Raw genomic sequence first — 19,621 nt, 5'->3', positions numbered from 1 at the left:
GGCCGATAACCTCAGTATCAAGGGATAGGTTTGCGCCCGAGAAGACCCAGCGGGAATTTTTACGGGGTTTTAGGTATTCTTGGAGGATTGGTTTCGATGTTGGTACTCCAGAACGCATGCACAAACACAGCGCCCACCCAGATAGCCCTGCCCCCAGCGCCCTGATCTTTGATTCCGGCGTGGGCGCCATCAGCATTGCGCGGGAAATCCGCCGCCTGATGCCGGGCCTGACCTTGCACCTGGGTGTGGACAACGGCTTTTACCCCTACGGCAATAAAAGCGAAGAGGAACTACGCCCCCGGATCGTCCAGCAGGCCCAAGCCATGATGGAGCACTGCGGAGCTGATATTTTGGTGGTGGGCTGCAATACCGCCAGCACCCTGGCCCTACCCCAGTTGCGCGAATCTCTGAAGAAACCCGTAGTGGGTGTTGTGCCCGCGGTGAAACCCGCCGCTGCCGCCAGCCGTTCCCGCACTATTGCCCTGATTGCCACCGAAGGCACCGTAAACCGCCGCTACACCCGCGAACTGATCGAGCAATTTGCCAACGGCAACCGGGTAATTAATGTGCCCGCACCGGAGTTAGTGCATCTGGCGGAAAGCAAACTGCGCGGCGACGCTATCACCGCAGAGGATTTGGAGCCGGTATTACACCGCATATTCCACACCGCCGGTGGCGACCAAGTGGATATTGCCGTATTGGCCTGCACTCACTTTCCCCTGCTGCGAGAAGAATTGGACCAGTTCGCCCCACGCTCAATCCAATGGCTGGATTCCGGTGAAGCCATCGCCCGGCGAGTGCGCTGGTGGCTGGAAGAACTTGAGCTGATGCTGCCGGATGCCCCAAATACTGGCCGCCTGATCACCAGCACGGTTGACCTAACCGGCAATATAGAACGGGCCTTCAGCGAGTTCGCCCCAGTTGCCGAACCCCTCGAATCCAACCCTTAGGATCATCAAAATAGTGACAACTGCTCGTCAAGGTTGACAGCTCCGTCACAAACCGCGACCGTTCCCCGAATAACAAGCCCTAACCGGTACCCTAATTCATGCTGAAGCCGGCATTTCCCGCTCTCGAAATATTTGCGCAGCTGCCCCCCGGCGGACTGCTGCTCACCCCCAACAACCGTTTGCGCAACCGCTGCCAACAGGTGTTTGCCGCGCAGCAGTCGCCCGGTGCCTGCTGGATGCCGCCGCCGGTGGAATCCCTGCGCAGCTGGCTGGACAAGCTCTGGTTCCAGCTGCAACAGCGCAACTGGCAGCCCGCCTTGCAACAGGTATTGAATCGCGAGCAACGGCAGTTACTCTGGCAGCGCGCCCTGGATGAATCCCTGGACCGGCAACTGCTCAACAGCCAGCAATTGTGCCGGGATGCCGATAGTGCCCTGGCGCAGCTGCTCCAATGGCAGCTGATCTCCGACCTCTCGCAAATAGATGAAGCGCTAACTCCCCTGCTGGAACAGTTCGCACTCTCTATGCGCAGCGACGAACTGCCGCTGTGCGCCATGATCAAGGCCTTTGCCTCTGAGCTTCAGGCCCACAGCGCCATCACGCCAGACCAGCGCGATCAATTGATCCTGCGCGCATTCCAGGAAGGCATTCTGGAACCCATCGCGCAAATTGATACCGCCGGCTTTGCCCAGATTTCGCCCCTCGCCAATGCCCTGATTCACGCAGGTTCAATAGCCGTTAATGAAAGTCCAGGACTTACCCAGCAGAGCGAATTATCCGTAGCCGCCTGCGCCGATTTGGATGAAGAACTCTATCAGGCAGCCCTTTGGGCCGGGCAGAAACTCGCTGAAAACCCCGGCCACAGCGTCGGCATAGTGGTGAATAATCTGGGCCAGTGCCGCACCCAGGTGGAAGCGGTATTTTCCCGCGTGCTCGAACCCCAATACCTGGACCCCCAGCAACCGCGCTACACACTGCCGTTTAACTTCTCTGCCGGTACGCCGCTGGCGCAAACACCAGTCGGCAGCGCCGCCTTACAATTGCTATCGCTACTGCAAGACGAATGGGATTACCCCCAATTGCAAAATATCCTGTTCAGCCCCTTCTGGGGTGACGACAGTGAAACCTGGCTGCGCAGCGCCCTATTCCGCCGTTTACAAAAACTGGAACTTCGCCGCATCGACGGCGCCACCCTGCGCTACTGGGCCGAGCGCACCGCAGAAGTGCTCCACCTGGAATCGCCGCAACTACCCCGCCAGCTGGAACAAATGGCCGAACGCGCCCGGCGCTGGCAGCGAGCCCCCGCAGAAATTTGGGCTGCGCGTTTTTCCGAAACACTTAGCGCATTAAATTGGCCCGGCAACCGCAACCCAGACAGCCAGGAATACCAGCAGCTGATGCAGTGGGAATCCATCCTGGAAGAGTTCGCCGCACTCAGCACCTGCGGTGGCAACCTTACCCTCACCCAGGCCCTGCAATTGCTGCGTCAAATTGCCAGCCGCACCCCCTTCCAAGCGGAAACCCGCGATGGCCCCCTGCAAATTCTCGGGGTACTGGAAGCCGGCGGCCTCGCTTTCGATCACCTGCGCCTGGTCGGCTTCGGCCAACAGCAATGGCCGCCGGCACCCGCACCCAATCCGCTGTTGCCGATTCAATGGCAAAAACACTGGAAGATGCCCCGCGCCAGCGCCGAGCGGGAATTGGAACTGGCCCGCGAACTCACCGCCGACCTGCAGAATGCCAGCGGCGATATCGTCGTGAGTTACACCTGTGAAGAAGACGGTGTGCAGCTGGGGCTGAGCAGCTTGTTTGAAAGCCCGCAACAAGCCCAACACTTTGCCGAAGGCGCCCTGCACAATCACTACAGCCAACTGGCGCAAGCCTGCCAACTGGAAAAAATCGAAGACAAAAAGCTACCGCCACTCACCCCCGCCGAATACGAACGGGTGCGCGGCGGTGCCTCGGTGCTCAAGGCCCAGGCCCTGTCCCCATTAAATGCGCAGTTGCGCTTCCGCCTCGGCGCCAGCAGTTTTACCCAACCGGATATCGGCCTCGGTCCTGCCGAGCGAGGTAATGTGGTGCACCAGGTGCTGGCGGAATTCTGGCAACAGTGCGGCACCCTCCCACAACTACAAGCCATGGACGACGAGCAACGCCAAGCGCAAATCGAGCGCGCGGTGGAACGGTCCCTCGGCAGTGTGCGCAAAAAATATAATCACCTGCCGATCGGATTTTGGGCCATGGAAAAGCAGCGCCTGGAGCGCCTGCTGCAACAATGGCTGTCCGTGGAACTGGACAGGCCCAATTTCTCCGTAGAGAAAGTCGAATGGGAACAAGCCGTGGAAATCGGCGGGCTGCACTTTAACCTGCGCCTGGACCGACTGGACCAACTCGCCAGCGGCGAACAACTGGTAATCGATTACAAAACCGGCGTCCCCAGTATTCGCGACTGGCTAACTCAGCGCATCCGCGAACCCCAGCTGCCGCTCTACGCTCTATTCCAACCGGACGCCCACGCCATCGCCTTCGGCCAAGTGCGCAACGGCGACTGCAAATGGAATGGCTGCGGAGACCTGGAGCACCCCATTACCGGCATTAAAGCCGTGGGCGATACGGAAAAAGAATCCCCCTACGGCACCTGGAGCAATCTGGTGGAGCACTGGCGCTACAGCCTGGAATCCCTCGCCACCGAATATCGCAGTGGTGTAGCCACCCTCGCCTTTGATCGCCCCACCGACAACAACAGTGAACTCTGGCCCCTAAACCGCTGGCCGGAAAGGGAGTAAATAACCGAATGAACGAAGTCGTGACCACTCCCGCCCTGCGCCGCCCCATCGATGCCGACGCCCGCAGCCAAGCCCTGGATATCAGCCGCAGCTTTGCCGTTTCTGCCCCGGCGGGCTCCGGTAAAACCGGCCTGCTCACCCAGCGCGTATTAAAGTTGCTCGCCGCCTGCCAGCAACCGGAAGAAGTGCTGGCCATTACCTTCACCCGCAAAGCCGCCGGTGAAATGCGCGAACGCCTGATCGACGCCCTGCACAGCGCCCGCGACCAAGCCCGGCCAGATAACCCCCACGATGCCATCACCTGGGATTTAGCCCGCGCCCTGCTGGAGCGGGATCGCGAACTGGAATGGGAACTGCTGCAAACACCCCAGCGCCTGCGTATTCAAACTATCGACGGCCTCTGCCGCAGCCTCGCCAGCCAACTGCCGATCGAGAGCGGCCTGGGCGCACCGGGCGAACCCCTGGAGCGCACCCAAATTGCCTTCGAACTGGCCGTAGTGAACCTGCTCAAACACCTCGATGGCGAAACCCCAGACGCAGACCTACAGCAACTGCTGCTCCACCTGGACAACGACCTGGGCCAGCTCAATAAGCTGCTGCGTATTTTGTTGGACAAGCGCGAGCAATGGCTCGGCCCACTTTTGAGCGTCAACTTCGACGGCGCCCAGGATTATTTTCATTTTGTTATCGACGAACTGGTGGCAGAAAAGCTGCAAGACCTCACCACAGCCCTCGGCAGTTATGCCGGGGAACTGCTGGAGCTGGCCAGCTATGCCGGCGGCAATTTACAAAAGGAAAACCCCAGCCACGGCCTGTGCCTCTTCGCCGAATTGGACGATTTCCCCAGCACAGATAGCAGCGGCTTGCCCGCCTGGCTCGCCCTCGGCAGCCTGCTTCTCACCACCACCGGTGATCTGCGCAAAGGCGGCGGTATCAATAAAAAACTCGGTTTTGGCCTGCCAGATAAAAAAGATCCCGAGCGCCCCATCGCCGAAAAATACAAACAGCGCATGAAAGACCTGCTGGCAGAACTGGCCGGCAACGAACCACTGCTCTCCGCCCTGCGAGAAGTGGGCAAGCTTCCCAGCGGGCTGCAACAGAGCCAATGGCAACTGCTGCAAGGGCTCGCCCAGGTACTGCCCAAGTTAGTCGCAGAATTAAAGCTGGTTTTCCAACAGCTGGGTGCCACCGACTATACCGAAGTGGCCCAAGCCGCGCTGATCGCCCTGGGCGATAGCGATAACCCCACAGACCTGGCGCTAAAACTGGACCTGCAAACCCAGCATATTCTGGTGGACGAGTTCCAGGACACCTCCCACACCCAGCTACAACTGCTGGAAAAACTCACTGCCGGCTGGCAGCAGGGAGACGGCCGCACCCTATTTATTGTCGGCGATGGCATGCAGTCCTGTTACGGCTTCCGCAATGCCAACGTGGGTATTTTCCTGGATGCGCGCGAACGCGGTATCGGTGAAGTGCCCCTGGAAACCCTCGACCTCCAGGTAAATTTCCGCTCCGAAAGCGCAGTGGTGAACTGGGTCAACGAGACTTTCCAGAGAGCTTTTCCGCAAGCGGACAATATCGGGCGCGGCGCCGTGCGCTATCTGCAATCCGAAGCGTTTAAAGGCAGCAAATGGGCCGAGCCCTCGGTCAATTTTTACGGCTGCATCGATGACGAAGACCGCAACCGCGAAGCCGCTCAAGCGGTTGAACTGGTGCAGCAATTACAAGCGCAAGATCCGGAGAGCCGCATCGCCATTCTGGTGCGCAAGAAAAAACACCTGCAAAAGATTTTGCCGGCCCTAAGCGCCGCCAATATCGCCTTCCAGGCTCCAGAGCTGGCGCCACTCGCCAGTAAAATGGTGGTGCTGGATTTACTCAGCCTCACCCGCGCCCTGCTCGACCCCAGCGACCGTATCAGCTGGCTGGCCGTACTCCGCGCCCCCTGGTGCGGACTGCAACTACCAGACCTTTACACCCTGGCCAACTGGGGCAATGGGGATATCACCGTAACCGATACCAGCGCGCGCCCACTATTAATGGCCTTGCAGGAAGTGGAAGATATCGCCCTACTCAGCGATGAAGGGCGCACGCGCTTGGCCCAAGTGGCCTCCAAACTGCTACACGCCTGGCAACAGCGCGGCCGCAAACCCCTGCGCACCTGGATTGAAGGCCTCTGGCTGGAACTGGGCGGCCCCGCCACCGTTGCGCAAAAATCCGACCTGAATAATGTGCAGGATTTTCTGCAATTATTAGAAGCCTTCGATACCGGCGGCGCCATTACCGACTGGCAACAGTTCACCCTGGCCCTGGAACAGCTCTACGCCCGCCCCGCCCAGGATGCCAAAGTGCAGGTGATGACCATTCACAAATCCAAAGGGCTGGAGTTCGAACACGTACTGATCCCAGGCCTGGATCAAGGCGGCAAACCCGGCAGCGATCAACTGCTGCGCTGGAGCGAATGGCTTAGCCGTGAAGGCGAAAGCCGCTTCCTGCTCGCTCCCAAAAATGCGCGCGGCGGCCGCGACCCGGTTTTTGAATACCTGAAGCACGACAACAGCGAGCGCGAACGCCTGGAAGGCACCCGCCTGTTGTATGTAGGTTGCACCCGCGCCATCCGCTCGCTGCATCTTTTAGCCTGCATCAATCGGGATGAAAAGAAGGGCCACCTAAAAGCCCCCGGCAGCGCCGCCCTACTCACCGGCATTTGGCCCAGTGTTTTGCACCACCAGGAAAGCGACTGGTGCCGCTGGCTGGAAGCAGAAGAACCCCTGCTCAACCAGGACGAAGCCAGCAGAGATCACGACTACCTACTGCGCCTGCCCAACCAATGGCAACCCCAGGCCATGCCCCGGCAGGAATGGCTGGCCCAATACCGCATGCCAGACTACCAACCCAAAACTGAGGAAGAAGACAATATTCCCGAACTGGGCCAGGTAGCCCTGCGCTGGTTAAAACATGCCGGCACCGTAGCCCACGAAACCCTCGCCACCATTGCCGAGACCAATATCAACGACTGGACACCCAGCAAACTGGAAGCCCAACGCCCCCTATGGCAACTGCGCCTGAAACAATTAGGGCTATCCGTCACTAGCCTGGACCGCGCCGCCGAGAAAGTGGAAATCGCCGTACGCAACAGCCTCAACTGCCCCACCGGCCGCTGGCTATTGGATGGCTCACTAAGGGAATCCGCCTGCGAACTGGAACTCCACAGCGGCGGCCGGCAGTTACGGCGCTCTATTGTGGACCGTACTTTTATCGACAATGAAGGAACTCGCTGGATTGTCGATTTCAAAACCGCAGAGCCCAGTGGCGAGGAAAACCAGGAAGAGTTTATTGCGGCTCAGCTGGAGCAGTATCGGAATCAGTTGGAAAATTACCGCAAGCTCTTTTATGCGCGGGGGGAGCGGAATATTCGGTGTGCGCTGTACTTTCCGTTGATGCAGAGGTTGGTGGAGTTGGATTAGGGGAAGATGGGTATAGCTCCGAAATTCATATCAATTATTTAAGAGAACAGTACTAGGTATGTAAAGGACAAGAGAAGTCCAATCTCCATATTTTAAAGTAGCTCAATGTGATGCGATTAAGTAAACAAAATATAGTTACATCACATCGAGCCAGCTCTAGGGGCTAAGTAATACGGAAGAGGACCGGTAATTCAGTCAAAAAGTGAAAGGAATCTCATCCAAGCATTATCCCAAAAGAGGTTTTGGGGTTTACTGGGTAAGCCCACAACAAATACAACTTGACCCAATATAGCTGGCAGTACAAAGCATCTTAGACAGAGAGACTAATTCCTACTTCGACCAGAGCCTACGGTCAACCACCTTATTGATTTTAGTAAAATAAAAACACGGATCATTTAACAATTCATAATTACTGAACTTGTTTTTTGGCGCATCATCAAATCGCAATACGGGCATTTTTTCACTGAAGTTCCGAAGACCAGATTCCGACAATGCTTTAATTTCTTCTGCAATCGAATCAGTTAATACAATCTCAACACTATTCAATATAAAGTTTGAAATTTCTTTGAATAATCCGAAAGCACCAGAATCATAATCATCAGTTGTGGCTCTAAATGAGAAAACCAATTCATGCTCAGATGAAATTGCAGCACGAACATAATATTTGATTAGATCACCTTCCTGGCAGCTTAAATCTTGAACAGCGTAGGCAACCCATTGAACACCATTCGTATTAGGTAGCTTGAAGGTTTGCCAGAACAGCGGGAAAAGATAGAGCCATTCCTGGAAAACAGACCCAGTACCTGGGGAGTAATAGGCTTTAATATCACTATCAACCCAATGCTCATAGTCACTGGCTTTAAGTAGATTTAAGTCATTGCCTATCTTCCTAAGTGAGGCAGTAAATTCCATCCCTCCAACATCAGGATTAATGAACGGCGGGCCATGATATTTATACCGCTCCTCTGCAAGCAGTATGCCCCATGCACTGTTACGAATTTCATTAAAACTATCTAAGGAGTAGATATTCTCATTGAAAGCTAATGGCAAACCAGCACTTGGCGCTTCACCACTAATTTTTGAGGCGTTGCTTAAGGGCTTTAAAAAAGTAAGCTTGATACCGGAAAGATTACATCTTACCGATACCGACTTTCTTAAATTAGGCCCTTTAGGGCTTTGTGTAGTACCAAATAGCATCAATATTTACAAGCTGTTTTCAAATTAGCTATTTAGGTTAGCACGAAATGCCTATATTGATCCAAAATGTCTGAACCAGCTTACCCTCCAGAGCGAAATCTATGAGTGGAGAATCCACACGCCCCTCCACCCTTCTAGTAAGTTGCAGACTCTTTTCAGGCAGTACATGTTCAATTATTGAGTGAATACATCAAAACAAGAAACACAATAACTTGGCTTCTATTTCCCACAAATCTTAATTTGTCATCTTTTACCAACTATTTCAATGTAGTCGTCATATTTTGGATACACAGAGTAGTCAGGCCCCTTATCTTCATACATCTACTTAAGCTTTTTACCCAAATTTTCAGCCTGAACTACAATTTCACCAGCATTGTTTCGAGTTTCTGCATCTTCAGACTCTAATTCTTTATATGTTTTTTGTAACTCGATTTCATTCAGGCGTATCAAGTTTAAGATATCGGCTATATCAAGCATAATAATACCTTCTGTGAACATTCTGCTAGTTTGTCAAGCAACATACAAAACTTGGAACAGGCATGTTCCAACTTAGTCGAATCGAGCAATTAAAACACTAACTACCCAATTGGAAATTGATAGTTCCAATACGAACACATAGAAAAATATAGGCGTCAAAATTATCTTATTAAAATTTATTAGGTTTTTCTAGGTATCAATTCTGCGTAAAATTGAGTGATAAATATCAGAATTTGGGGCTGAGGGTAGGCAAACTCTGTAAAACCTACCCTAAAGATAGACCCAGGAATTTTCTAAAAAGAGTCACCTCTTCAACAGGAGAACGGCAGCGTGAAGTAAGAATAGAGAAAAGGCGCTGACCCAAGGTGCTGCAACACCAGGGGCCAGCTAACCAAATTGATAAACCAAGTATCAAGATGGCTGTATGCATACTACGCTAGAAACCCGCTCGTCTTCAATAAAGTGGAGCACAATCAGCAGCTTGGAGCGAGTCCCCAAGCTCTCGGAGCCTAGCGCCCGCCTTTTCCTATTCTGCGCCCACCGCCCCCGCGCCCCACCCCACTCTTCCACCAAGTATCACTTACCAAGCTTCCCCACCAAGGAATACCCACCCACAACTTGAGTATCGCTAGGAAACAAACATGCTGATCCTAAAGCGCCGAACAGGCGAAAACCTAAGAATTGGAACCAATGTCTCAGTCACAGTGCTGGAAGTGAAAGGCAATCAAGTAAAAATAGGCATCCGCGCCCCTAAATCCCTTCCCGTTCATCGGGAAGAGATCTATGTGCGTATAAAAAAGAGAACGAAAAGCTGGTAATGGAGAGCGTTGAGAGTTAACCCTCCAAGGATGGAATCCGTACAAGCTTGCGCCTATCCAAATGTTTAAGCCAAGGCTAACCCTCATCAGACTACTACTTTTTAAGAATAGCTAGAGCGAAGTTGATTTACTAATAACTCACTCAGGTACCTTGTCATCATGGTTGAGCCAGGTACAGCACAATTTTTGAATCGATACTTATGATAAAAACTATATAAATCCAATCTAGATATTAAATATTAAAATATTGTGATTGGAATCACATCCGACTCAACATCTAAATCGCAAGCGCCCACTACATCATATATATTTTTCAGGATTATGAAAAAACACCCTTATCTTTTCGAAGATACAAATAGCTACGCCAACTCAATATAGCCATCGACAGTACCCTGCGGATTATGTAGATGATAATATATAGTTGGCTCTGTATAGCTATGTACTACCAGTACCCAGAAAAACTTCACCAGATATTCGCTTTCATGATGGCGTAGATCAGCTAATCAACGGATTGTAAAGTACCCTCCATATATTTTGATCAGCACTTGCTCACGAATTTTATACATAGAGAAAGAAACTCTATCTCCCTTTAAACATTCAGACCACCATCGAACTAGTTTCTGTTCAGAATTAAATAGTAAATTATATAATTTTAGCAGCTACTTTTTACCTCTTAGAGATATAACATTCCATCAAGAACAAACAAACGCACTCAGTTGATATATAGCAATACTGTAAAAATACACCACGCACACTACTTACCTTGCTTCCTTTTACGAGACATTTTGAAACCTATCGGAACAGGTTTAAATTTCTTATCATTCGCAGTCATTTTATTCGTACGCTGAAATTTACGTAGCGCTCTATAATCGATCTCCCCCATAACAAAGTAATCAGACACACCTCCTTTCAATCTAACCGAGTCTCGTCTAAATTCTTCCCGATAGGGCGCTCGAATTCTACTATCTCCGAATGCGCGATTATTTACTTGCACAACATGTGTATGAACATCGTGTGCTGTGCCCTCAACTAGAAAACCAAATGTTTTCACATCCTTATTCCACTCAAGTACATAAAGACTGTCAACTTTGCCCTGATATCGAGCTCTGTTAGCCGGATTTGTTAAATCACTACAAATTAGAACACCAAATATATAGCCACCATGATTATAGATTGGCAGACTATTAACACCGCCTGACGGAAGAAATTGTTTCTTATTGTACCTTGCAAGACTTTGCTTTTCGTTATGAGAAGGCTGCAATTTTGGCTGCATGTATATCAAATTACTAGGATAGCCTGGCCAATTTGAAGTCAAAGAGACAAGACAATCATTTCTTAAATAGTTTTTTTGTTTTTTGTGTTCATAGTACTCAATTCCGCAGAGTAATGAGATCCCTTGCTTCGCCAATTTAGACGCTATTCCAATCGCCCACCTACGAGGCACTGAACACTCTGGAAAAACAATATAATCGGGTTTTATTTGCGATCTAAGTATCTCGTTTACCAATACACATATGGTTTTATAGCGTGAAAGAGAAAGATCAGGTTTATTTTGTGCAGCCCCCTCCCAATGAGACATCTTAGTTTCTACGTTAGTAAGTGCAACAACAATCTTGTCTTTGTTTTTCTCCGAAACAGTTAAACAAGGGCCATCTTCATTATTGGATGAATCCAATTCAGGAAGCCCCACTACGCCTGCCCCCCTTAACCCCTTAATCGCAGATTTATATAATAAAGGCTCTGAAAGAACACTCGGTGAAATCAGCGCTATCTCTTGTATTGAAAGAGGTCTAGTTGGGAACGCGAGTGCTGGCCAATGCGGAACCTTTAACTCAGCTGATTGACGGAATTTTTTAATAGCACCTAACCTTATTACCCTCCTAACAGCAAGGCTTCTGGGCACATTTTTATGAGAATAATCTATATCTTGAGAATAATACCAATAGTCTTTATATGGTCTACTTCCCCAATCGGCTAGCAAAATATCATTGCTAATTTTCAACAGCGAAGGTTTTTTATTAGGCCTAGTAAACTCTCCATGTAATGAAAATAGTTTTCGCAATAATCTTCCAAGTTTAGTCCACTCAGAAAATTTTTTAGTTGTAGAGGCTTGCAGCGCCGATTGCAAAATAGCCTTTTCAAAATACGACTTACACGCAAATAGCCTCTTCTTATCACCCTTCGAATGAACAGTAGTACTCTCAATCAAACTAAAACAATCAAAGATATTCTCTAAAAATAATTTGGCATCCTCAAAGTCATAATTTGCCACCATTATCTTGAAAATTCTTGGGTAATATGAAAAAAGTTCAAATACTCCTTTAGGGGTTAGGACATGTCTTTGTATAAGTCCATAGAATTCTCGTCGCAAGCTGCTCCATTCAGATCTTGAAAGATTGGTTGAATATGCCTCCACATCTCTAACTAGCAAAGAAAACCCCAGCCTTCTAACTGAAACGACATCCGCTTTTCTTAATGCGTCGGCAGCTAAAGAAGCATCTGGGGTAGCTAGTAGTGCTTTAACCGCCATTTCTGATGCCGCCTCAGGGAGCTCAGGAAGCAATCGGTACTCACTAGAATGCTCTCGAATTTGCGCTGATATTTGATCGACCAAATCCATACCATGAGTAGAAGAAAGGCTAAAAATCTTCTGTTTACTAGGGCTAAAGAACAAGTCAGAGTCTTGTGCATAATTGAAAGATAATTTCAACTCTGGGCTCTGGTTTTTAATGTATTTTATTTTCAAACATGGAATAGAATTTGATAACCAGCGCAGGACATCAAGACCAGACTCAACGTTAGCCGGCGTCTCAATAACGATGAAAATGTCATCAACATACCTGCCATAATACAAAGGTACAAGGCCGCTTTTAGCTTCCTCATCAAATTGGTGTAACAGAACGTTGGAAATAATTTTTGATGCCGACAAGCCTACTGGTAGCGCACCCGCTTCTCTATCAGAAAAATCTGGTGTTGTTTGATACCAGGTATCAATACTACTTAAAAGTAATTTAGTGAGAAGCTTCTCATCCTTTGATATCTCCAATCCCAACTTCTTTAGAAATGATGGCTTAAGAAGGAACTTAGGACTCGAGTTATGATAGAATCCAGTTAGATCCATTGTTATTGCGGTTATAGATTTTTCGGCCTCAACTGCAGATCGCATTGATTTAAGACCATTTTCTCTCCATGATTTGTAGTCCGAAAAGTAAGGAGAAAACAGCCCAAGACTATCTTCATTAAGTTTATTCTCTCGACTGGAAAACAAATTTTGTCGTTTAGATATACGCCTAAGCCTGTGCCCATAAGACAAACGTCGATCAAGTTTTTCCTCAAACTTATGTCCAACCTTCAGTATCCAAAGTGCTGATATGATTTGAAAATTAATGCTTGGATTAATCAACAATCGATAACTTGCTCTAAGTTTTTTACTATCATTTTCTTTGAATCTCTGAATCCAGTCTATCTTAGGATCTACCGCACGGTAATGAACATTGCCATTACCTGACCATTTTGAATCATCAAGAGATTTTGGAGCATACAGATAGCCACCTATAAAATCAATGTCATGGCACCAGTCTTGGTTTTTTGCGTTTAATTTTGAAAGCAAATATTCAAGATTGTTTTTTAAATTTTTTTCATATTCAGTAAATTCAATCGCATTCGGGTGTAAACTATCATAAAAGGCTTCATGCTTTGCCTTTCTATACGCAAGATACAGATCTTTAATTCGCACGTATTCAGGTGCAAATTTTTCCTTGCTCATTACTATTTCATCCTTACACTAACAGGCTTTATCTGTTATCGCTTATTTAATGCCCTTATCATCTTTATATATTTTATAGGTCACCTAGATCGTTGTCACTATAGATATTTAATTAGAAATGAATGTTTTTAGATATCCTCACCCCATGCTGGCGACTAAACGAACAATTCTAGAGCCCCATAAAATAGAGCGCTTACACGGTAAACATTGCTTACCAACCTTTACCATCAAAGAATGCTCACCCTCGACGTTGGCATCAATAGAAAGCAAGTATGTTGATGCTTAAACGCCAGATTGGTGAGAACCTAAAAACTTGAGCCTATTCTCCAGTAAAACTACTGGAGATAAAAGCCAATCAAGTAAAGAGGTATCCACGCGCCCAAATCCCTCTTCATTCATTGGAGAGAGATCTAGGTGCGCGTTAAAAGGGAGTAATAAGTAAACAATGAAAGGAAATGAGAGCTAGAAATCTCGCACACCCGATAAATAAACGTATAAACTGTCACATAATCAGACTGACCAAGGTGGGACCCAAGAATGATTAAAACTTGGTCAATAATCTCCTATTCTGAAATCTTCAAAACCTTATATTGGCTGGTTGAACAACGTACTACTTTGTCTAGCAATAGACTCTCAGTTATTCTATACCGATCAATAAATGATCTAGGAAAAAAGCTTTTATAGTGGTCATTGGCAGAATAGTTATACCTTGCGTCATATGCTTAGTATGACAGTTACATAGAATACGCATGCTGGTAGAGTATTTATCTAATATTCGGGTTCCAATGAATTTCTCGACTTCTTTAGCTTTAGGACTGATCGCTTTTTAGCATTTTCGGCGCGCACTTTAACTGGAACAAGAGTACTTGCCGTTGGATTGGCTCGCCAAAACTGCTGTATCTTTTTCTTATCGCGTCTAAGTTGGAAATTAAGCTGATTTACTTCTTCGGAGTCTCGCTCATTTCTTGCTGGATATCGGAAACTGAGAAGTTCGCCTATCTTAAGTACAGGAAGCTTAACCGATGGGTTGCCGGTGCTATTATAAACAGCTTCAATATTAGAAATATAAAAATTTCCTCTAGTAGCATCTAGAAGTAAAGTCAGTAAGTTAGCTAAATCAAGCTTCACATTAGATACTTCTCCTTTTGTAGTGAATTCGACACTAGCGCTCTTTAAAAAAGAGGTTAATAGGGTGCGATCTAAATCGTTTTCTACAGCAAAATCTCGTATTGTTCCTTTATGAATTTTACACTTACTTATTATTTTAAAAACCTGCCAATGGAATAGGTCAATCAAAAGAAAAGCTTGTTTGTCAACTCCAGAGTTCATTCCTAGAGCTTTGATCAACATTCCTATGAATATAGCAAGTTTTATATTGCTATCGGTCGTAGAGTCGTAAAAATTTACTAAAGCGGACTCAAACCCCCTTAAACCTATCGTATCGGGAGAAGAAAAGGCAAGAATTGCGTGCCACGGGCTATGGCAAGTATCATGGCTAGATGGCTTTATCAATGAAAAGCCGATATCAAAATCTGGCTTAAACGTTTCCGCTCTAATAAACCTATAAAAAGAGGAGTTAATTTCTCCCGTAAAAGAGCATATTTGCTCCAAAAGGTGTTCTATGAATTGTCTTTTCTGACCGCTTTCTTCAATAAAATCAATGACATTTTGCCCTAATGCTCTATCAATGTCAGAAATTGAATTGGCTCCCCACTCAAGGCTTAATATATGTTGGGAGACGAGAAACTCCTGAAAAGATCGGTGGGCAAAATAAAAGAAATTATCGCCTTTAGGCTCGATAATACTTCCAATAATTAAATCCCGAAGGATGTCTCTTTTAGGCGCTTCTGGAGCTTTTAACTGAAAGTTTAATGTTTCAACATCCTCAAAAGAAAACCCTCTGTCACCACCCTTAATCCAGCGTTCCCAAGAAAGCTTGGTTATAAACTCCTTTCTCTCATCTTTGCTTATTTTATTTCTTGCTGGTCGGGAATCTTCTCGTTCTAATATTCGCTCGTAAAAAGTTTCGTATAGGTGATAAGTAGTAAAGCTCGATAGTGCTTCCGTTGTGGCAAGTGCTATAAGTGTTAACATTCTGGCATGCACTGGGCGTGAGATAAGCTCACGGTGCTTTTCATCCAGCAGCTCGTTTATCCTTTGATCACAAAAATCTTTGCTAATGAAATCGTAGGAATTTATAGGCGTCTGGCCTGCTGAATATCTGATAAATTTTGGTATGAAATCATTTAACTGCTCCTCTGTAAAAAGACCTACTTCGATTTCACAATAGTCCCTCATCTCTGCATCTTTGACTTCTTGATCCCCAATATACTTGATGCCATGTAACACACTGGCTCTTTCATTTTCAGATGTAAAGGCATTCGGTCGCCCTAGGATAACAACCTTTGACTGGTTAACAACCAGTTTGTTGAACTCCCTTATATTTGATCTAAATGCACTGAAAGACATCGCATGTTTCATTTCATCAAAGCCATCAAGGATAATAAGAAATCGTCCTAATCGATTAAACTCAAGAAATAAAGGGTAGGTAAATCCACTAACATTATATTGTGATGCAAAGTATTTACAGACTAACCCCTCAATTCCCTGCTCATTGAAAATATCCCCTAGCTTCAGATAAATTGGTATTCGCGATGTCTCTCCGTTGAGACACCGACGAGCAAATTTGGATGCAAGCATAGTTGCGAAACTGGTTTTTCCCATGCCATATCCCGCAAGTATGGCTATTGGAGAACAATCCTCGGTTAATACCCAATTATTAATTGTATTCTCGATATCGTTCCCCTCTATATCCTTAATGGGAACGTAATAATCACACAGCCCTTCATTGTTGTACATGCTCACAACTGACATGAGGTACTGTGAAAAATCCATTATCAAAGAGCTGAATTCATCAAAGGTTTTGTGAACCACTTGACGATTATTTTCGATCGTATCAAGAACCCCCGGTGTAGGTGGCAGGTCTGTAATAATAATCAAGTGGTCTATTGCATTAGAGCTAAGAGGAGAAAAATAGGTTCCTATGATGCTGTCATAGTCAGCCCGACCCAGAGCTTTTCCATAGCGCTTACACTCGACACCATATTTGATCACACTTCGCTGTAATCGGTCAGGCTCTTCGTAGTAAACATCGACAATCTTGCCTGCAACACTCTTTTCAATTGCACAGTTCAATTTTTGAGCAGTTTTTATAACACTAAAAACAGCGTCCCTTAGCTCATTACCTTTTTCCGTGGTATTAATAGTCTTATCCACTGACATAGCTCTTAACTGTTGAATTGATAACCTATTGTCCCATAATTCGGCTAGAGCCCAAAGAGCCAATAATTGTGGACACCCATCAAATAGAATGGCAAGCAGAGCAGTAGAAGCCAGATGAGAAAATAGGCATTGAAACTATAAAAATATTTTAACTTCAACAACTTATCGTAAATCACCAACTCAGAAAGACAAGCACCCATCCTGTACCACTACAGCCGCTTCCCATCTGCCAAGCTCGCCCACCAAGAGGTACCCACCCACGGGTTGAATACGACTAGAAAGTAAATAAGTTGACCCTGAAGCTCCGTGCTGGCGAAAGCCTACACACTGATACAAATGTACCAGCTACTGTACTGAAACTGAAAAGCAATCAAGAAACCCGGGCATCCACGCCCCCCCTAAATCCCTTCCCATTCATCGCGAACGGGATTTATGTGCGCTAAAAATGAACAAAAACTAAGTAATGGAAGGCGTTGAGGAAAGGCTCTCCACGGATTGAGACTACCACCTGTGCTATCACTTCTGCAGTAGCCAACCTTTTGGGCGGAGATATGTATTAGTCATCGCACCAATGCACTGCTCAGCTTCTACCTGGATGGAGGCTTCATGCGAACGCAAGCCAGAACTCAAAGCAAAACTAGGAGCCTCAGTTGGATTCGATAACATATCTGATATGACATTATCACATTAACACCAGGCTCTGAGCGGCCCGCTATATGCGCTTTTTTATGATTATACGAGCGTAAAGAGCTACATAAAAAGGTAAATATAGTCGGCAGCCTTTCAGCTGTAGTAGTTCAGAGGTTCTCTAACTTTGCTATTTTTCCACCTGTATGTGATTTTATTAAGACTTAGCATTCTTCCAATATCCAATACGCTTTTTCTAAATGAGTTAATTTAGATATCAGCTGTTCTTTAATTGATAGCAATTTTGTATCTGGAATACTCCCTTCAATCACTACCTGTATACAATGCCATTCTTCGATAAACCGAATTCTTACACCCTCAACATAGAGCCAATAGACATTGTATTCTTCCTCATCCCTCTCAATAGGCTCATGCTCAATATCAAATTCGTAAAGGTTTTTAACTAGCCTAACATCAACCTTAAAACCCATTTCACTTTCAAGTTGCTGCATCGCTTTGTCATAACTATCTTGCCACTTGGCTTCGTAGCTCCACAATGCCTGCCTGATGTCGTAGATATGATTATTCGACTTATCCTCTCTACGTAATTCCCATCGAGGCCATTTTCTTTCCGTAAGTCGTTCCCACGTTGAATTCTCTAAATTCAGCCTCCAGTCGTCTATATTCTCACGTAAAGAATACTCATCACCCCGATCAATTAATCCATTAGTAATGGTAATCGATTTTTTATCTAAGCTGAGAACAGCATTATGCTGATGAATCCAACCCGGAGATTCACCTAAGGTTTCAACTTTATTAATCTTAAAATTATTTATATCGAGGACATACACTTGGGTATCGTTAAGCCTTCTTTCTGCAGGATAGCCAAGATTGCCTATGATGAAAATTTTTTCGTCAACTAGGGTGGCAGAATGAAAGTCTGTTGGCGGAAAATCTGTATTCCTGTAACAATAGAACTCAACTCTACCTTCGGGCGTTTCAACGACAACATCGTTATAAATGTAAAAGTCAGGATCATAATGATCCTCATGCTCACCACCTATGTATACAATGCGACCATCAGGTAACTTATTTATCGATTGCCCAAATCGATCAAAACTCCAAGTTGGGCCTTCATCAAATGGCGAAGGACCATTCATTTTTTTAGTCGACGCATAACCGCTGAGCCTTGAATGAAAAAGCCACTCCCAAACATTTGAGCGCACCCTTTGAGGATTATTATCACCCAATCGAGGTGAACGCCATTCATTAAATAAAGCTGTTGTTACACCATATATTTTTGGATCTACTTCTTTTTCCATGAACCCTAACTCAATATTCTAAAGCCATGATCTGCAGATGGCCCTACAAAGCGTGAACTATTCGGTGGAGTTCGTAGTGTGCAGTAATCCTGGACACCCACCAAACAAAAGTATAACCCGCCAAAAAAGGTGTTTGAATAGGAGGGTTAATCAAAACACTAGAGGCCAACTTACCTAATTAATATGGACGTCACGAACGAGATGTGTGTTCAAGAGATTGGTGCGAGCCCCCAAACTCTGAGAACCCGACACTAGCCTTTCCTTATTCTGCATCCAACCCCACTCACCCACTATGCTTCCCTGCCAAGGAATACCCACCTACGTCTTGAGTGTCAGTATGAAATAAATATGTTAACCCTAGAGCGCCGAACTGGCGAAAACTGCAGATAGGCACTTAGGCCTCACTTACAGTACTGAAAGTGAAAGGCTATCAAATAAAGACTCCCTCAATTCCCTCCCCGCCCACCGCAACAACTCTGAACACCCATCAAATAGAGTGGCGAGTAGCATAGCAGAAGCCAGACTAGAAAATTGACATTGGTCCTACAAAAATAATTTAAATTCAACAGGTTATAGTGAAATACCAACTCAGGAAGACTAGCCCCCACCCTTCCCTATTCTGCACCACTGCGGCCACTCCCTTCTCGAAAAGCATTACTTACCAAACTCCCCTACCAAGGAATACCTACCCACGGGTTGATTGCCACTAGGAAGCAAATAGGTTGACCGTAAAGCACCAATCCAGCTAAAGCCTTCAAACTAGAACAAACGTCCTAGTTGCTGTACTGGAAGTGAGAAGCAATCAAGAAAAGATGTGTGCTCGCGCCCCCAAATCTTGCTCAACCCGTCGTAAAGAGACCTTTATTTATATCGAAAAGTAGGTAAAGAAAAGCGTTGAGAGCAGATTCTCTTAGAAAAGAGGCTCCATA

General features: G+C 46.7%; 9 protein-coding genes. 4 read left to right on the top strand and 5 right to left on the bottom strand.

Annotation, left to right across the window (positions count from 1 at the left end):
* Positions 1 to 116: 116 nt before the first annotated feature.
* The 3 genes from murI to ACJJI4_RS07820 all read left to right on the top strand — a co-directional run bounded on the left by murI (position 117) and on the right by ACJJI4_RS07820 (position 7,203).
* Entirely contained in the window at positions 117 to 950 is an 834-nt protein-coding gene (gene murI / locus ACJJI4_RS07830) for a glutamate racemase (RefSeq protein ID WP_444927648.1), read from the top strand.
* Between the two features lie 98 nt (positions 951 to 1,048).
* On the top strand, positions 1,049 to 3,736 hold the full coding sequence (locus ACJJI4_RS07825) for a PD-(D/E)XK nuclease family protein (RefSeq protein WP_444927647.1): 2,688 nt from the start codon (positions 1,049 to 1,051) through the stop codon (positions 3,734 to 3,736).
* An 8-nt stretch (positions 3,737 to 3,744) separates the two neighbouring features.
* Complete coding sequence (locus tag ACJJI4_RS07820; RefSeq protein WP_444927646.1) at positions 3,745 to 7,203, top strand: UvrD-helicase domain-containing protein; 3,459 nt, start codon at positions 3,745 to 3,747, stop codon at positions 7,201 to 7,203.
* A 330-nt stretch (positions 7,204 to 7,533) separates the two neighbouring features.
* Here ACJJI4_RS07820 and ACJJI4_RS07815 read toward each other — a convergent pair whose 3' ends face one another.
* Together ACJJI4_RS07815 and ACJJI4_RS07810 are read right to left on the bottom strand one after the other, a co-directional pair.
* The gene (locus ACJJI4_RS07815) at positions 7,534 to 8,400 is read right to left on the bottom strand and encodes a hypothetical protein (RefSeq protein ID WP_444927645.1); all 867 of its coding nucleotides are present in this window, start codon (positions 8,398 to 8,400) and stop codon (positions 7,534 to 7,536) included.
* A gap of 321 nt (positions 8,401 to 8,721) precedes the next feature.
* Positions 8,722 to 8,877, bottom strand: a complete 156-nt coding sequence (locus tag ACJJI4_RS07810) for a hypothetical protein (RefSeq protein ID WP_444927644.1) — start codon at positions 8,875 to 8,877, stop codon at positions 8,722 to 8,724.
* A gap of 641 nt (positions 8,878 to 9,518) precedes the next feature.
* Here ACJJI4_RS07810 and csrA point away from each other — a divergent pair.
* Positions 9,519 to 9,695 (top strand): carbon storage regulator CsrA, encoded by a 177-nt coding sequence (csrA, locus tag ACJJI4_RS07805; protein ID WP_444927643.1) that lies wholly within the window; start codon positions 9,519 to 9,521, stop codon positions 9,693 to 9,695.
* A 754-nt stretch (positions 9,696 to 10,449) separates the two neighbouring features.
* Here the strand turns inward: csrA and ACJJI4_RS07800 are convergent.
* From ACJJI4_RS07800 to ACJJI4_RS07790, 3 genes are all read right to left on the bottom strand, one after another.
* Positions 10,450 to 13,461, bottom strand: coding sequence for an RNA-directed DNA polymerase (locus ACJJI4_RS07800; protein ID WP_444927642.1), 3,012 nt, complete (start codon positions 13,459 to 13,461; stop codon positions 10,450 to 10,452).
* Between the two features lie 768 nt (positions 13,462 to 14,229).
* Positions 14,230 to 16,737 (bottom strand): NACHT domain-containing protein, encoded by a 2,508-nt coding sequence (locus tag ACJJI4_RS07795; protein ID WP_444927641.1) that lies wholly within the window; start codon positions 16,735 to 16,737, stop codon positions 14,230 to 14,232.
* An 857-nt stretch (positions 16,738 to 17,594) separates the two neighbouring features.
* The gene (locus tag ACJJI4_RS07790; RefSeq protein ID WP_444927640.1) at positions 17,595 to 18,692 is read right to left on the bottom strand and encodes a Kelch repeat-containing protein; all 1,098 of its coding nucleotides are present in this window, start codon (positions 18,690 to 18,692) and stop codon (positions 17,595 to 17,597) included.
* Positions 18,693 to 19,621 lie beyond the last annotated feature (929 nt).

Source organism: Microbulbifer maximicatervae (SeqCode) (genome assembly GCF_052467305.1).
Note: the sequence above shows the minus strand (reverse complement) of the source record. Positions and strands in the feature narration are given on the sequence as shown.

Coding starts and splice junctions, on each gene's coding strand:
- murI (WP_444927648.1), top strand. CDS start 117: ATGCACAAACACAGCGCCCACCCAGATAGCCCTGCCCCCAGCGCCCTG.
- ACJJI4_RS07825 (WP_444927647.1), top strand. CDS start 1,049: ATGCTGAAGCCGGCATTTCCCGCTCTCGAAATATTTGCGCAGCTGCCC.
- ACJJI4_RS07820 (WP_444927646.1), top strand. CDS start 3,745: ATGAACGAAGTCGTGACCACTCCCGCCCTGCGCCGCCCCATCGATGCC.
- ACJJI4_RS07815 (WP_444927645.1), bottom strand. CDS start 8,400: ATGCTATTTGGTACTACACAAAGCCCTAAAGGGCCTAATTTAAGAAAG.
- ACJJI4_RS07810 (WP_444927644.1), bottom strand. CDS start 8,877: ATGCTTGATATAGCCGATATCTTAAACTTGATACGCCTGAATGAAATC.
- csrA (WP_444927643.1), top strand. CDS start 9,519: ATGCTGATCCTAAAGCGCCGAACAGGCGAAAACCTAAGAATTGGAACC.
- ACJJI4_RS07800 (WP_444927642.1), bottom strand. CDS start 13,461: ATGAGCAAGGAAAAATTTGCACCTGAATACGTGCGAATTAAAGATCTG.
- ACJJI4_RS07790 (WP_444927640.1), bottom strand. CDS start 18,692: ATGGAAAAAGAAGTAGATCCAAAAATATATGGTGTAACAACAGCTTTA.